The following is a 14,748-nucleotide window of genomic DNA, read 5'->3' as shown; positions in this document are numbered from 1 at the left end:
CTTCCTTACAGTGCGCCTTTTTCCGTTAATACTGGGGTGATTTTTTCTTCGATTTCTGGTTTTGAAACGATGTTGCGTAAATAAATGATTGCGGTTGTCGGGTCCAAAGCAAACTTTTCAAATTGCGTTCGGAAATTCTCTGCTGTAATGATGATGTCTGGTTTCATTGATACCGCTGATGAGATATCGACATGATCCAATTTCGCCTCCACTCCTAATTTCGTTAAGACATCTTCTGTTGACATCTGAGCCGCAAAGCTGCTGCCAAGACCTGCACCGCATACGAATAAGATCGATAATTTGTTCATGATTTTTTCCCCTTTTCTTGTTTTTTATGAAAATAGCAATGATTGAAACGCTTCAATCGTAGAGCAAGCCAGCAACTGCGTGACTTTTTCTTCATCATTGATCAGTTCGATCAATTCCTTCATGATGGCAAGATGAGAGTAGGAGTCCACCGCAGCCAAGCAAAAAATGATTTTGACGGGGTCCATTTCTGGGTTCCCAAATGCGACTGGCGGCGCCAAGGTGAGGACACTCACACCCAACTGCTGGGCGCCATCTTCTGGTCGTGCATGCGCCAGCGCCAAATGTTTGCCAATGACGATATAGGGACCGTATTCCTCCACCGCCGCAACCATTGCCTCGATATAGCGTTTTTCGATGATCTGTTCTTTTACTAGCGGCTGCGCAGAGCGTTCAATGGCTTCTTCCCAATTTTGAACAGGAACGTTTAATTGAATATGATTAGCGGATAAAACATCTTTTAACATTGGCTGAATCTCCCTTGCATTAATGACTAATTGATTTTGTTCAAACAAGTGTGTCAATTTGCGATAGGCGGCAGCATCGACTGTCCCGCCGCTTTCTTCAATCACTGTAAGCAACTGATTGAAGAACAGCGTGGCATTTTTTTGGTCAAAGGCTATCCGCTTGAATTGTTCATTGTTGTTTAAGAAACGGCGGATCACTTGGTGATTTTCTTCATTGATGATCGGTGGGATCAGTAATACCGGCTTTTCTCGATAATCGATCTCAAAGGTTGAAAAAACCAGATCCACATCGAATTTCGTAATCAAATTGACTTCTTGTGAATTCAAGACTGCCGCAACTTCTACTTCTGGAAACTTCTCCTTGAGGCTGGCTGCCAGCAGATTGCCGGTTGCCATTCCATGGTTACAGACGACGACCGCCTTATAGCTCGTAATGATTTCGTGGTTCAATGAACTTAGGGCTGTAGAAAAATGTATCACGAGAAATGTCAGTTCATCTTCTGATAGTGGTTGACCGACGATCTCTTCGATCGTAGGAGCGAACCCCTTGACGGCTTGGTAGATTTGTCCATAATTTTTGCGAACGGTCTCTTTGATCGGATTGGGTACTTGAATGCCGCTCTTGGCTCGAACGATTAGCGCGGCCATATGTTTATACAATCCCTCTAACAGCTCTTCTTCCTTTTTACTAAAAGGGATCTTGGTTTGGCATTCGACAAATTGGATCAGCTGCAGCGACAAAAGTTGCGCATGCGCCCATTCGATGGAATTGGACAAATCTTTAAAGTTCAGTGACTCGATGATGAAAGAAAGATAGTTGACTTCGATTTCTGGTGGCTGGATCGAAAAGGTTTCAGCGATCGCCTGGATATAGGCTGACCCTTGGAGCGGATTGCTGGAAGTAGACCAGTTCATGCGAGTGATAAATTCCTTCATTCTGATACGCATCAGCCAAATGGCGGTAAACAATAAAATTTGGCTGCTATACAACTCATTTTGATTTGGCGGCAACACTGCTTGCATCACTAGTTGGATCTGTTTGATTTCTTTTTGCGGCAAATAGCGATAAAGCACTTTCGTAAAGACTAAATCTGGGGTCTGTTTATCAAGTGGCAACCTACCGATCCGCTGATTGATGATGTCAAAAATCATCGTCCGAATCGCTCGTTCCGATCCATTCAACCGCAGTCCTTTTTTTCCTAGGCTAATGATCTCAATGCCATATTTATTGATGTCCGCCCGCAAACGGCGCATGTCTTCATCCATGCTGCTTTTTGATATCTGGTACGCTTCTTCTTTTTTATTCAACACCAGAATCTCTTTTGAAAAGGTCAGATGCAGCAGCAGATCAAAACGACGCTCTTCACGGGTCATATATTCCGACTGTTGTGCGTGTAATGCCTGCCAAACAATGGCTTGCTGTTTCGAGGTCAGTTTCAAAAGGATGCCCTTTCCTCGAAGGGTTTGGATCGGTCCGATGTGTAAGTCAGCAAGAAACGTGTTGATCTCATTCAAATCATTGCGGATCGTCCGCCCACTGGCTGCGGTCTCTTCTGCCAGTTGCTCGATGGATAGTGGATAATCAGTCACCAACAGGCGATGCAAAATATCTACGATTCGTTTTTTCACAACTTTCTCTCCTTCTCTGATTTGAGTATATGATTTCGCTTACAACAAAAAAAGTAGATGTTTCTGCCACTTTAGTTCGCAAAAATGTAAACGCTTCTATTTCGAAATAGGAACCTTTGCTCGATTATTTCATATTTCCCTTATTTTTCCTATCCGATGGAGATAACGTTTAGATAGCGGATCAAAGGCAAAAAAAGCAAGAGCTACAGCTCTTGCTTATCGATGATGGTGCATTCTATTTTGTTTGATCCATCGTGTCTTCTGGTTTGTTTCCCAGTGCTTGCTCCATTTGCTTTACTGCCCAATCCATTAGAAAGATCAACAGCATTGCCAGCACGCTGCCGATCAATGCCCCTGAAAAACGCAATGGGATCAATTTCAGCGGCGTAAAACTAGTACCGATAGTCATTAACAGCAGGACTTGCGGATTGGTAAAAAAATTAGCAACGGTATAATTGACTGGCATAAAAAACTCCGTCAATATGTTTAGAATGATCAATACCACTGCGATTGCTTCAAGGGGCATATGCAAGGACATCAATAAGAAACCCAGCAGCAGCCCCACGATTCCTCCCAGTACCCTGCCGATCGTGCGATTTTTGATTTTTTCCATATGTTCTCCTGCCAAGACGGCAGCAGCAGAAATCAAGATCCAATAGCCGTTGCTGTCCCGCAACAGATAGGCAATGTAGGTCGCAATGAACAATATCAAAGAAAAGTGCAGCGCCTTGATGACCATTTCTGGTTGCTGAGATAATGCTAGCGAATATTTCTCGTGCAAGCTCAGTTGTTGAAAGGCCGTTTTTTCTTCTTTCAACGGCAGCTGTTCAGCCAACGAAATCACCAGTCCAGCAAGCAGTGAGCCTGCGATGCCATAAAGCAAATAGGAACTGTGGTGCAAGATCTCTCCAAGGTGCGCTGCGTGAAAATTAAAGCCGGTGGCATAAAGCATCAACACGAAGAAATAATCGGGCTTGGGGATCCGCATCACTTTTGACAACAAAAAAGCAGAAAACGATAACGCACCGATGATAAAAGGCGCGCTCCAAGGAATCAGTGCTGTCCCAGCGCCTAAAATAAATGCCAGCAGCAGCGCAGCGCCGTGGGTCAAAATGGCGCGCAGATTATAAAAAAGGGACCGATGTTGAAAAGCCAAGTAGGAAAAAGCCCCCATCGCCCCCACAGAACTTATCAAAGGGTCCTGAACGAGGATCCCTATAAACAAAGGAACCGCCATCGCAAACCCTGATCCTAACGGACGCAAGACTTTTCGTTTGTCTTTCATGCAATTCCTCCTATCACAAAATATGTACGATGATACAGCCGTTTTATAAGCAACGTCCTAAACTAGTATACGAAGCAAAAGATGAATATGCAAATTTTTTTCAGAAACTTTGTGAAATCCTCGCAACGATGTCCTTGATCAACTCAATCGCTCATAGAAAACCGTTCATTCATAAAAAAGCAGCAAAAAGAGAAGCATTCGCTTGGCAACTGATTGCAAGCGAATGCTTCTAGCGATTCCTTCTATCCTTTTAGACACCCCTTATTTCACTGAAGCGCTGGTGACCGCATCTGCTGCAGGTGCGTCATGAGTACTGGCACTAGTGACCGCATCGGTCGGTTCTTGGTGCACAGAAGCACTGGAAATGGCGTCTTCATTGCCGACAAGTTTTTGACCGGTTTGTTGCAAATACCATTCGATGATTGGCTTGAAATCAAGGATGTATTCGTTGATCCCCGCATATTCGCCGTTTTCATCGTGCATCGCTTGATAATTGTGGACGATGTATTTTTCTGGCACCTGTTTCGGCACATGGACCCGAACCGCGTCGGTCGCCCCACTGCGCAGCTGTTGGATCACCCACTCAACATTTTTGAAGGATTTTTCAGGATGGCATTTTGCTAATGGATTGCCGACTTGTCCTGGCACACGTGCTGCCAGCATATTTTGGGCTTCTTCCCGCAGATTGTAATACAAGAATTGGTTGTTGCTATCGGCAAATGTCAATTCCATCGGCATCGAATCTAAGAAGTAATTGATCTGATCGACTGTCAGCAAGCCGCGATTTAGTTTGACGTAGGTATTGCCAGAAACGGCACCGACTGCTTCAGCGGCTTTTTCCAGCCATTGATCATCATACATATCCACCCCTTCCACGGTGGTTGCGATTTTCCCTGTGGCGTAGAGGTCTTCGGGCGGCAATTGTTTGGGACCCGCTAAGGCAGAAACGACTTTGATAAATTGCAAGAAGCTGTTGATCGTCGCATCTAAAAAAGCAACCGTTCGGGCATCGATCAAATCACCGGCTTCATCGAAAGCTTCTTTGGCTTTTCCCAACAAAAACTCATTCCCTGGCATCACTAAAGCATTGACTCCCGGTGCGTCCAAAATCTGGCGCAGATGCAGCTGGGCCCTTGAAGTTCCTTGATCGTAGTAAGAGGCACCCACGATCATTACTGGTTTGTTTTCCAGAGGATGGATTTTGAATGAAAGCCATTCTAACAAGCTTTTCAATCCTGCCGTCACGGTATGGTTGTGCTCTGGTGTAGCAATGATCACACCGTCTGCCATCAATAATTGCCGATTCAAACGCTGGATGGCTGGGCTTTTAGTTTGATCTTCCTCTTGATTAAAGAGAGGAAAGTCTTTGATCTCTACAAGTTCTAACGTGAATTCCTTTTTGTATTGCTTTTTGATAAAGTTCAGCAGCTGACGATTGGTGGAGACTTCAGCGGCTGATCCGACGATTCCGATCAATTTCATTGTCTTTACGCTCCTATCTTTTGCGATTAGATGGTATCCCATGAAAATTCAGCAGCTTCTTTTTGATTGGCGGCATGGGCGTGCTGCAACTGGCTGGTAATTTTTACAAATAATAGAAAATCGTTGAACAGTCCTTGCAGTTTTTGGATCTGCTCTTCATCGATCAAGTTGCCTTGCTCGTCAAACGCTTGCAGCGAATGACCTAAGAGAAATTCAGAGCTAGGCATGATCCGTGCTTTTAACTCTGGAGAATCCAGAATCTGTCTTAGATGGGCTTGGGCACGAGAAGAACCTAACGTCCCATAAGAAGCACCAGTGATCATCACTGGCTTGTCAACAAACGGGAAAATTCCATAGGACAACCAGTTCAGGGCATTGATCAACGCTGCGGGTACGGCATGATCGTATTCTGGTGTACTGATGATCACACCGTCTGCTGCCGCGATTTTTTCGGCAAGCTGGGTTACTTGTACGGGCAACTCCTTTGATTCTGGTTTGTTGAACATTGGAAGATCTTTGATCTCGACTAGTTCGATCTCTGCCTCATTGGCAAACATTTTTTTCATAAACTGCAACAACGTGCGATTGGTGGAACGAGTGGCATTGGTTCCCACGAATCCGATAAATTTCATCCTGTCTCTTCCTTTCTGGTTGGGCTATCTTAAAAGTCTTGCCTGAATGCCTTTAGAGGCGATGACTTCATTTTCTTTGGTTACGATGATTCCTTCGATTTCTGGCTGCTGCTGAATCTCTTGTAAAACAACTGGAATGGGCTTGCCAAACAAGCGCGAAGTCCAGATTTCCCCCAGTAACGATGTCGCTGCAACGATCGTGATGCACAAATACCCACATTCGATGGGAAAGCCACTCTGAGGATCAATCAAATGATGATACGTTCCTTCAGCGGTGGTCAAGACCCGCTCATAGATCCCCGAAGTGACGACGGTTTGGTCCTTGATTGGCAGAATGCCCAAGGTGTCTGCCCGACCGCCTTTGGGATCTCGGATCCCGATCCGCCAATGCCCGTCCGCATGATTTGGTGCAGGACCGAAACAGACAATATTTCCGCCTAAGTTGATCAATCCATACGCTACGCCACGGGCTTGGCAAAGGGTGCGTAATTTATCAGCGATGTAGCCTTTTGCTAATGCTCCGAGGTCGATCCTCATTCCAGCTTTTTTCAAAAAAACCTTGCCTGCTGCCAATTGGATCTGTTGCGGGTCTGTTAGCGCAAGCAATTCTTTGACCTGCGTCTCTGATACGATGCGAGCATCTTCAAACCCGATGCGCCATGCTTGGACCAGTGGACCGATGGCAATATTCAGCTGACTGTGGGGAGCACAGCTATGATGTTTGCCGATTTCGATCAGCTGGTACAATTCTGGATCAAGCACAAGCCCCTTTTGTCCTGCCAACTGATTCAGCTGATTCAATTCCGATCGCGGATCATTGGCACTAAAGCGATGGTCGTATCCTTTCAGCTGATTCTCCAGCTCGTCCAGTACACTTTCTGGTTTTGTATGAGCGACTTTTAACTCAATGGACGTGCCCATCCGCTGAATCGTGCGAGCGGCTTCTCTCACTGCTGCCTTCATAAAATCCCTTCTCCCCAAAACGATGTATCTCAAATTATGTTAGTTTTTTCACAATTAAAGAATACTCCCGATATATTTTTTTGTCAACACGATTATATATTTTTTTATATAAAGAAAATTCAAAAAAGCAGTCCCGTCGTCGAAAGTACTGCTAGTTATCAAGCATTTGCGCAACAAATCTTTTTTGTCGAAAATATATTTTTATTCGATCGTTTCTTCGACCGCTTTTAAATGCGCCAGTAATTTTACGTTTTTATTGATTTTGGCATATGCTCGTGCATCGTGTAACATTTCCAAAATCGTTTCTTTCGGCTGTTGTTCGCGAATGGCATTTTCGGTCAGTTGGGCTGCCGCGCGAGCCAAGTAGTAGGTCAAATGATTGTCGGAACAAATCGCCAACACATAATTTAACAAGGTATCACTAGTTTCCAAATCATCGACTTTGGCATAAAAGACGCCGCAATGAAAGACGATGTTCAATACCCGCCACGTGTCTTCGATCGTTTTGATCGGATAGGTATAAATTTTCTCAAAGACCTTCGTCACATAAAACTCGGCCTTTGCCCATTCTTCTTCTCTGGCATACACCAAACCGATCCCCGTATACGCTAAGAGATCAAACAATTCCTCCGCCGTTTCATTCATCAATAACTGATCGAATTGAAACAGGACATCGGTAATCGCAGCTTCATTAAAAATCATTTCAAAGCCTTTTAAATAATCATATTGCGCTTTTAAAGCTGGTTCATCGATCAGCTTTACTTCGATTTGACTTAGCAATGCAGCCAACTGTTCATACTCGCTTGTGATCAAGTAGAATTCGGCTTTTGCCAATTCTTCCTTGATTTTGGTCGTTGCGACATTCATGGAAGAAAACAAGTCGACCAATGGCAAGCCGATCCGATTACACAATTTGATCAAAATTTTGAGGGACGGTGCTTGACCGTTGTTTTCAAATTTACTCAAAGTGGCTTGCGTACAGATTCCTTCCGAAAGTTCTTGCTGCGAGAAGCCCGCCTGTTTCCTCGCTTCAATAAATCGTTCAACATTCATCGTCTTGCTCCCTCCCATTGTCGATAAGACACTTGTTTTTTTCGTAAGCCGTCCTCAACTGCTGGGTCAGCTTGTCACAGATGCTGCGTTTTTCTTAGAAAAATCACCTTTTGCGATGGCTTTGTCCGTACAATAGTGTCCTTTGCCATGGGTCTGACGGACTTCCGCCAATTTTTCTTGGATCATCTCGAGGATCACCATGAGGTTGTCTTCATTGGCAACAAAGTCCAATTGATCCCCATCAATTTGCATTTTCGGACAAACGTCAAAGTTTTCATACCATTCATCGTATCGCTGATTTAATTCTTTGTAATAGTCGTACAATGTCGGATCGTTGGCAATTTGTTCATAGGAACGACCACGTTTGTTGATCCGTTCAATCATTGTATCCAAGGAAACCTTAATATGAACCATTAGATCTGGATGTTTCAATGGCGCTGATTCTTCCAATTCTCGCAACATCGTGTTCAACAGGTTATCGTATTGTTCGACTTCCATCGGTGCGATTCGACCTAGATCCGCATTTAGATGAAACATCAAGCTATCCTCATAGATGGAGCGGTCAATGACATTGTCATCATTGGACAAAGCTTCCCGCATCCCTAAAAAGCTTTTGTTTAAGAAAAAAATCTGCAATAAAAAGGCGTATCGCTCTGGATTGGAATAAAACAATGGCAGAACATCGTTGTCCTCCACGTTTTCATAGAAAGGCTTCGACGCCATTTCCTTCGATAAAAAATCAGTCAAACTGCTTTTTCCTGCCCCGATCGTTCCTGCGATTAATAACACATTCATCATCCTTTATTAAATATAGTCACCGACAAATGCTCGGTGCGCCATCGCTTCAAAATCATACGCTCTTCGTGCCGCCAGATCAGTCAAATACGCTTGCAACGACTCCGTCAACATCAGATTGACCGCCGCGGCTTTTTCCTGAAAAGTGATCACTGGTTTATTTCGTACGTGTGCTGCGCCGATTTCAAAGGCTGTTCCCGGATCGGTGATCCCTTCATGGTCATCCAAAACGGCAACGACGACGTCGGCTCGTGTCAATTCCAGCATGTCTTTTTCAAAAATTTCTCTCGCCTATTCTGGTGTATTGGGTTCAGATGAACCTTCTTGGTACAAGCGCGGCGAATAGATCGCCAAGGGCTGCGGGTTTTCAGCTAAACTGCGTTCTACCTGTTTGAGTCGGGCGACTTGTTCGTTTGAAAAAAACGGTCCCGCTAAATAGACATGCTTCATCCTGCCAAGCACTCCTTTCCTGACCCCATCGCCGCCAATCGTTGGATCAACGACTCAACGTCAGATAGGAAAAAGAGCGTTTCAGATCGTTCAGCCCAAGCAAAGCTGGAAGCTTCAACCATTTTTAGCAGCGGCTTCAGTCCATCATTTAAGCCTTCGGTCATCAACACACCGATCGGCTTGCCTGACAATGGCCCAAGAGTCGTAAAAGAGCATACTGATGACAACTCCTCTAGTGTACCAAATCCACCAGGTAATACAAGGTAGGCATCGCTCATTTCCAGCAATTGTTGCGTTTGTTCCTCCCTCGTATCCGTATAGAACTCGGTATAGGTGCTTGATCCAGTGACGATTGGCGGCAATTCTTCTGCAAAGGAACCTGATGGATAGATCCCCGTCACTGCGCCTTCTTTTTCAAAGACCCCTTTCACGATCTCCCTCATCAAGCCAGCCAAAGGGCCGCAATACACCAACTCGATGTGATTTTTTGCCAAGGCGTTGCCGATGGTACGAGCGGTCTTTGCCAACTTTTTCTCATTCTCTAAACGGGTGCCGCAACATACAATTACTCTCAAAAACAACAGCTCCTTCTTCACTACACCTGCTATTTTACACAATCTCTCAAAAAAGTAAATACTATATATTGTGCTCCATTTAGACAAAAACCGTTATATTCACTATATATTGTATATAGCCGTTAGCATCTTTTCACTTTTCCTTAAACGTTACAAACCTTGAAAATAGCAGAAAAGAAAAAGTAGAATCAGCTTTCATCGATTGCCTCAGCCCTCTTTCATCCCACATAAAAAAACACGACGCAGCTAGGCTCGTGTTTTTTTATCCATCACTTTTTTTCTCTTGTTCAAGCAAAATTCAGCAAAATACTGCATAAAAAATTTATTTTTCGTCAGTGGCTGCTTTCAGTTTTTTCAACTCCTCTTGCTCGACAAAAAAGGTCACTTCTCCTGTTTCTAAATCGACGGATGCTTTGACTTCAACCCCTTTTGGGAAAAACTTGCTGGCATCGGTCTCGATTTTCAAACGCATCGTTCCATCTTTCAATCCAGCACCATAGGTCATCGTACGAAAGTTCTTTTTCATTCCTGCTCGCTCCTTTTTTAATAGCTCATCGACACTGCACCCATAAAGGGTACTCAGTTTTAATAAATTCAAACTGTCTGGGACCGTCTTGCCGGTTTCCCAATTTGAGATCGATGTGCGGGTCACTAAAATTTTTGTTGCTACTTCTTCTTGGCTCATTTGCTGTGTGACTCGATGGTTCTTTAGTGCTTCCCCAATCGTCATCTTGGCCTCCTTCTCCTACCTTAACGCAGACCTGCTGTGATTTCTGCTCAAATCCATTGATATTAAAGCATTGTCAAACAGTTTTGACAGGATTTTCTTAAACAAACTCTCCGTGATAGCGGTTTTCTTTCTATCATAGATGAAAAAAGAACAAATGACTAGAAAATGATTTTTCATTTCGACTATACTACGACAAAAAAGCAGCACGAATAAATCGTACTACTTAAGAAAACATGACCTGTTGCTAACGGTGGATCGTCACTTCTTTTTTGACTTCCACGGTGATGCGGCCATTTTTGATGACCATCAAACGTTCAGGAATATCGATCAGCACATCGGCTTTTCTCTGGGTATCTAAAAGAATCAAATCTGCGCGATTGCCAACAGCGATTCCATAGTCTTTGATATTTAATGCTTTGGCGGTATTGGTCGTAATCATTGGCAAGACCGTCGGCAGGTCATCGGCGCCGCCTAAATGCGCCACTGGCACAGCCAACATAGCGATTTGGATCAAATCCCCATTGCCATAGGGCGTAAAGGCGTTTCGGATATTGTTGCTGCCTAAGCAAATATTCACACCAGCATCACGTAACTTGCGAATCGGCGTCACGGCACGGCGAACGTTGTAGGCATCGTTTCTAGCACCTAAGTGCAAGTCGGTCGCAGGCAACGGCATCACATTGATTTGGGCTTTGACCATCAAATCGATGACTTCTGCCAGCTGATCCGGTTTCATAGCGTGCAGCGCAGTCAAATGTCCTACTGATACCCGACCTTGATAGCCTTCTGCGATGGTTTTTTCACACAGGTAGACGATCGATGTATCGTCTGCTTCGTCAGCAAAATCTTGATGCAAGTCAATGTCTTTGTCAAATCGTTTGGCAATCTCAAAGATCAAGTCGATGTGTTCATTGGCTGGCGCATCATTGTAAGGAATCCCGCCAACAACATCGGCACCTTTTTCCATCGCTTCGATCATCATTTTATCCGTTCCTGGAGCTTTAAAAATCCCTTCTTGCGGAAAGGCAACGACCTGAATATCGATCAGGTCGCGGTATTCTTCTTTTAAGCGCATGATGGTGTCAAATCCAGTGAAGCCTTGTGCTGGATCAAATTCGGCATGGGTGCGCACAGCAGTCGTGCCATGTACGATCAGCATTTCTAATGCGCGTTTCGCCCGATCATAAATGTCTTCTTCGGTAAAGGTCGGTTTCAGCTTTGCCGTAACTTGGATCGCTTCTTGCAACGTACCTGAATTATTGGGCTCACGATCGGCGATCAAGGCTTTGTCTAAGTGGATATGGCTTTCGATCAATCCAGGGATCACCACTTTGCCTTTCGCCTCAATCGTTGTTGTTGCTGATTCTTCAATGTTGGGTGCAACTGCGGTGATTTTTCCTTCTGAAATTGCAATGTCTACTAATTCTGCATCGTCTTCAAGACGTGCTTGCTTGATCAATAAATCCATTTTTTCCTCCTATCCATCAGCCAAACACTAAGCCGATGACTAATAATAATACGGCTGCTAAACTCAACCACTTCACGTTTCCTTTGACTACATCCAGAATCGGAATTTGGAAACCAGAAGATAGAGCTTGCATCGTAATGTTGACGAAACTCATTTGACTGCCGAGGCCAACCCCCATCGTTACAAAGCCAAGAGCTAAGACTGGGAAGCCTAATGAAACGGCAACTGGTAGCACGAGTGTTAAAACGGAGCCGACATAGGCACCTGCGGGAATCCCAATCAAGACACCCGTCAAGATCGCCACGGGAACGACGATCGCTGCGGGGGCATTTTGTGCCGCACCGGCAATTACAGCAAACGTCCCAGTTTCAGCGATTACGTTGATGAAGGCTAAAAAGATCCCCACTTGGAACAAGCGGGTCAAAATATACGTGGATCCGTCCACCATCGCTTCCACCGATTGATTCATCGAAAAGTCGGTACAAACAAAAATCAACGCCAACGTGACCACCATATAAACTAACGGCGTAAAGAGGACAAAGCCGATCAGGTCATTGATCAACGGACCAAAGATGACCGCAAAAAGCAAGAAGATCGCAGGCAGTGTCGTTTTGAACAATTCACCATTGCTTTTGTTTTCGTACTCTTGGTTGGCAGATTCTTTGAAGCCCAGATGACGACGCTTGGTCCCGAAGAATGCCAATAAAATCGCCAAACCAACGAATAGCAACCAAAATGGGCGCATTTGATCGACGTAAGAAGCGACACTAAAGCCGCCTAGTTCAGACACGATACTAGATTCCAAAGAGGCAGGAGAGGTCGTAAAGGAGACCGCTGCCGCTAACGACATCGCTGCGATCAATTCGGGTACCACCCCAACTGCCGCAAATGCTAACGGTGCGATCACCATCGCACTCCCGCCGCCGATCCCAGACATATAAGTCGCTGCTGCCAATAAGATGACAATAAAACCAGCCACATATTCCACTTTTCCTTTGGTCCCTCTTTTGGCTAAGGTTAAGGCCGCCGTATAACTGCCCGCTTTGAAGACCGCCATCGCTACAGCGGAATTGATGATTGGCACCGTAATACTCAACATCGTCGGAATAGCTTCCAACAGTTGCGAATTGGCTTCAGCTAAACTGATCCCGCCAATAATCATCGCCAAGATCCCAGCAATCAAGCCAGCAATGATCATATCTACTTTTTTAAAGAGCAAAACCAGCACTAACACTAATGGAATCAGTACTAGAAATGCTTTGACTCCTGTTGGTGCGACGATCTCATTGATCGCTTCTGCCGCAAACACTGTTCTTTCTGAAAAGATAAAAAGAATGAGAGCCATAAACAGTGAGACGAACGTTCCCTTTTTTTTCATCACATTTCTCCTAACTTATATGAACCTTCATATAATAAATGTTGTGTTGCTATGGGGTGTTGCCGATTGATTTTTCCGCTGATTTTTCTCTGGTGTTTCCACCTTCTTTCCTCGAAGAAAGGAATCAAGCAAAAGACACCTGCTTTTGCGACCTTTTTCGCCACTTTTTCTTTCTCTATTATAATTCTTGTTGTTAACGCTTTCTTTGGACATTATTCTAAAATAAACCTACGTTTTTTATCCAATTGGCTAAAAGCGCAGAAAAAAGCGCAGCTTGTGGAGAAAAGAGCCTTCATTTGATCCATTTGCCCTTTTCTCGGAACCCCGCTTTTTTTAGTGATCTTCTGTTTATGATCGTTTTTTTCCTCGGTTTGTCCAGCGTTTCAGCCGATAAAAAAGCATCAGTTGTTTGCGCGCTCGCTTGATCCGCTGGTAGCGCTTTGGCTGCTTCTTGTAAAATGCTTGATGGTAGTTTTCCGCTGGCCAAAACTGCGTGGCCTTGCGGATCTCGGTCACGATGGGTTGCTGATAATAACCAGATTGGGCTAGTTCCTTTTTGGCTCGTTGCGCAAGCACTTCCTGTTCAGCAGTCGTATAGAAAATGATTGGGCGATAAAAATTGCCGCGATCTTGAAATTGTCCGAAAGCATCTGTCGGGTCTGTCACTTGCCAATACAACTGCAACAAGTCCTGATAGGTGATGATTTTGGGATCAAAAATGATCTCTACCGCTTCGACATGCCCTGTTGTTCCGCTTAGTACTTGATCATACGTCGGATTCGGGACTGTTCCCCCGGTATACCCCGACAAGACGGAAAGAATGCCCGGCTGGTCTTCAAAAGGCTCTACCATACACCAAAAGCAGCCGCCAGCAAAAATAGCCACTTCTTGTGCTTTTCCACCTGTTTCGTTCGGCTCCACGGAAACTTCTGCTGGTTGGACTTTGCTTGATTCTTCATTCATTGCCTTTTTCAGTGCTGACTGGCTGATTGTTTGATAAAACTCGGCGACATTCGGGGTCAGATTGTTTCTCAGTGCCAACGGACGCAACGACGCTTCTAGTTTTTCCAAAACCCGTCTGGTCTGTTGGTCTTCAAGGCTATTTGACGATTCCTTTTCGTGTTTGCCTGCTTTTTGTTTGGTCGCCAGCTGGGTTTCCAGGGTATTTTTTGCTTGCACCAGTTGTTCTCGTTCCCACTGTCTCGTGCCAGGATGCAAGATCAAATTATAGATTTCTGACAGCCACGCCATCGTTGTTTGCTTCATCACCATTGCCCCTTTGTCTCATGAAGGAGCGGCTCTCGCTCCTTGTTTGGTTGCACTGTACCATAGTTTCGCCGATTCGCCCAATTTGATGCCCAAAAAAACGTTCGAGAGAAATTCTCGAACGTTTTTGGATTTTGTATGGGTTGGTTCTTATTCATCCTCTGAGGGATCAGCTCAGTATCATTGGTGGGTACGCAACTGGGCATTCATTTTTTTTAGAAACATTGAAGCGGAATGAGATAGGATCGCCAATTTCAAAGAGTGATCAA

General features: G+C 44.7%; 15 protein-coding genes. All 15 read right to left on the bottom strand.

Going from position 1 to position 14,748, the window contains the following annotated elements:
- Positions 1–5 precede the first annotated feature (5 nt).
- Entirely contained in the window at positions 6–308 is a 303-nt protein-coding gene (locus ECA1_RS03835) for a PTS sugar transporter subunit IIB (protein ID WP_005225455.1), read from the bottom strand.
- A 24-nt stretch (positions 309–332) separates the two neighbouring features.
- Complete coding sequence (locus ECA1_RS03830; protein ID WP_060791783.1) at positions 333–2,402, bottom strand: BglG family transcription antiterminator; 2,070 nt, start codon at positions 2,400–2,402, stop codon at positions 333–335.
- 235 nt (positions 2,403–2,637) lie between these two features.
- Complete coding sequence (locus ECA1_RS03825; protein WP_060791782.1) at positions 2,638–3,687, bottom strand: FUSC family protein; 1,050 nt, start codon at positions 3,685–3,687, stop codon at positions 2,638–2,640.
- Positions 3,688–3,948: 261 nt separating this feature from the next.
- Positions 3,949–5,169 (bottom strand): NAD(P)H-dependent oxidoreductase, encoded by a 1,221-nt coding sequence (locus ECA1_RS03815; RefSeq protein ID WP_060791780.1) that lies wholly within the window; start codon positions 5,167–5,169, stop codon positions 3,949–3,951.
- 26 nt (positions 5,170–5,195) lie between these two features.
- A complete protein-coding gene (locus ECA1_RS03810) occupies positions 5,196–5,801 on the bottom strand; it encodes an NADPH-dependent FMN reductase (protein ID WP_060791779.1) in 606 nt (201 codons plus the stop codon).
- A gap of 24 nt (positions 5,802–5,825) precedes the next feature.
- Positions 5,826–6,764: an FAD:protein FMN transferase gene (locus tag ECA1_RS03805; protein ID WP_060791778.1), complete on the bottom strand. Its 939-nt coding sequence runs from the start codon at positions 6,762–6,764 to the stop codon at positions 5,826–5,828.
- Between the two features lie 201 nt (positions 6,765–6,965).
- Complete coding sequence (locus ECA1_RS03800; protein WP_015509261.1) at positions 6,966–7,817, bottom strand: helix-turn-helix domain-containing protein; 852 nt, start codon at positions 7,815–7,817, stop codon at positions 6,966–6,968.
- Positions 7,818–7,883: 66 nt separating this feature from the next.
- Positions 7,884–8,606, bottom strand: a complete 723-nt coding sequence (locus ECA1_RS03795; protein WP_005225447.1) for a deoxynucleoside kinase — start codon at positions 8,604–8,606, stop codon at positions 7,884–7,886.
- A 15-nt stretch (positions 8,607–8,621) separates the two neighbouring features.
- Positions 8,622–8,879, bottom strand: coding sequence for a nucleoside 2-deoxyribosyltransferase (locus ECA1_RS17745; protein ID WP_060791777.1), 258 nt, complete (start codon positions 8,877–8,879; stop codon positions 8,622–8,624).
- A gap of 24 nt (positions 8,880–8,903) precedes the next feature.
- Positions 8,904–9,062, bottom strand: coding sequence for a hypothetical protein (locus ECA1_RS17740; protein WP_223597404.1), 159 nt, complete (start codon positions 9,060–9,062; stop codon positions 8,904–8,906).
- The gene (locus ECA1_RS03785) at positions 9,059–9,637 is read right to left on the bottom strand and encodes an LOG family protein (protein WP_060791776.1); all 579 of its coding nucleotides are present in this window, start codon (positions 9,635–9,637) and stop codon (positions 9,059–9,061) included. Before ECA1_RS03785 ends, ECA1_RS17740 begins: the two co-directional genes overlap by 4 nt.
- A gap of 322 nt (positions 9,638–9,959) precedes the next feature.
- The gene (locus tag ECA1_RS03780) at positions 9,960–10,367 is read right to left on the bottom strand and encodes a helix-turn-helix domain-containing protein (RefSeq protein WP_015509256.1); all 408 of its coding nucleotides are present in this window, start codon (positions 10,365–10,367) and stop codon (positions 9,960–9,962) included.
- Between the two features lie 244 nt (positions 10,368–10,611).
- Positions 10,612–11,835 carry an amidohydrolase family protein gene (locus ECA1_RS03775; protein WP_060791775.1) on the bottom strand — a complete coding sequence of 408 codons (1,224 nt, stop codon included), beginning with the start codon at positions 11,833–11,835 and terminating at the stop codon, positions 10,612–10,614.
- Between the two features lie 16 nt (positions 11,836–11,851).
- Positions 11,852–13,213: a hypothetical protein gene (locus ECA1_RS03770; protein WP_005225442.1), complete on the bottom strand. Its 1,362-nt coding sequence runs from the start codon at positions 13,211–13,213 to the stop codon at positions 11,852–11,854.
- 348 nt (positions 13,214–13,561) lie between these two features.
- The gene (gene msrA / locus ECA1_RS03760) at positions 13,562–14,485 is read right to left on the bottom strand and encodes a peptide-methionine (S)-S-oxide reductase MsrA (RefSeq protein WP_060791773.1); all 924 of its coding nucleotides are present in this window, start codon (positions 14,483–14,485) and stop codon (positions 13,562–13,564) included.
- Between the last annotated feature and the right edge of the window lie 263 nt (positions 14,486–14,748).

It is taken from the genome of Enterococcus casseliflavus NBRC 100478 (genome assembly GCF_001544095.1).
Classification (GTDB): domain Bacteria; phylum Bacillota; class Bacilli; order Lactobacillales; family Enterococcaceae; genus Enterococcus_D; species Enterococcus_D casseliflavus.
Note: the sequence above shows the minus strand (reverse complement) of the source record. Positions and strands in the feature narration are given on the sequence as shown.

Bases quoted from the DNA above. Each gene is read 5' to 3' on its own strand.
- ECA1_RS03835 (WP_005225455.1), bottom strand. From the start codon at position 308: ATGAACAAATTATCGATCTTATTCGTATGCGGTGCAGGTCTTGGCAGC.
- ECA1_RS03825 (WP_060791782.1), bottom strand. From the start codon at position 3,687: ATGAAAGACAAACGAAAAGTCTTGCGTCCGTTAGGATCAGGGTTTGCG.
- ECA1_RS03815 (WP_060791780.1), bottom strand. From the start codon at position 5,169: ATGAAATTGATCGGAATCGTCGGATCAGCCGCTGAAGTCTCCACCAAT.
- ECA1_RS03810 (WP_060791779.1), bottom strand. From the start codon at position 5,801: ATGAAATTTATCGGATTCGTGGGAACCAATGCCACTCGTTCCACCAAT.
- ECA1_RS03805 (WP_060791778.1), bottom strand. From the start codon at position 6,764: ATGAAGGCAGCAGTGAGAGAAGCCGCTCGCACGATTCAGCGGATGGGC.
- ECA1_RS03800 (WP_015509261.1), bottom strand. From the start codon at position 7,817: ATGAATGTTGAACGATTTATTGAAGCGAGGAAACAGGCGGGCTTCTCG.
- ECA1_RS17745 (WP_060791777.1), bottom strand. From the start codon at position 8,879: ATGCTGGAATTGACACGAGCCGACGTCGTCGTTGCCGTTTTGGATGAC.
- ECA1_RS17740 (WP_223597404.1), bottom strand. From the start codon at position 9,062: ATGAAGCATGTCTATTTAGCGGGACCGTTTTTTTCAAACGAACAAGTC.
- ECA1_RS03780 (WP_015509256.1), bottom strand. From the start codon at position 10,367: ATGACGATTGGGGAAGCACTAAAGAACCATCGAGTCACACAGCAAATG.
- ECA1_RS03775 (WP_060791775.1), bottom strand. From the start codon at position 11,835: ATGGATTTATTGATCAAGCAAGCACGTCTTGAAGACGATGCAGAATTA.
- ECA1_RS03770 (WP_005225442.1), bottom strand. From the start codon at position 13,213: ATGAAAAAAAAGGGAACGTTCGTCTCACTGTTTATGGCTCTCATTCTT.
- msrA (WP_060791773.1), bottom strand. From the start codon at position 14,485: ATGGTGATGAAGCAAACAACGATGGCGTGGCTGTCAGAAATCTATAAT.